Source organism: Desulfocicer niacini, assembly GCF_054657595.1.
Window position 1 is genome coordinate 1 of record NZ_BAAHYK010000205.1, and the last position, 330, is coordinate 330.

Annotated in this window: 1 protein-coding gene; it reads left to right on the forward strand. The window is 36.7% G+C overall.

All coding sequences use genetic code 11. The features are described from left to right. Positions 1-108: 108 nt before the first annotated feature. On the forward strand, positions 109-330 hold a 222-nt coding region (locus ACYQ2M_RS25405), incomplete at its 3' end, for a hypothetical protein (protein WP_459919190.1).

Here is a 330-nt window from a genome sequence, read left to right on the forward strand (position 1 = left end):
CGGGTGTGTCCCACTTTTTGCACAACACCATCTTGACATAAAACCACACGGAACCCAATTTCTTTCATGATCAACGGCAACCACCTTGTTAATTGATGTGAGTGAATTATGGGAATTACAATAAAAGCCCACTTTGAGTCCTCTGTGACAGAAGCGAATAAGGATATTTATACAGGATCCTTTATAGAAGGTAAGAAAACTATAATAGAATTTGACATGAGAAAAAGGGATTGGCAGGAAGCTTTGCAAACCAATTCCAAAATATCCTGGTATTCCAAAACATCTAAGGTTGACATCTATGAATTTTCAACATTTCACTGTCCTATTATT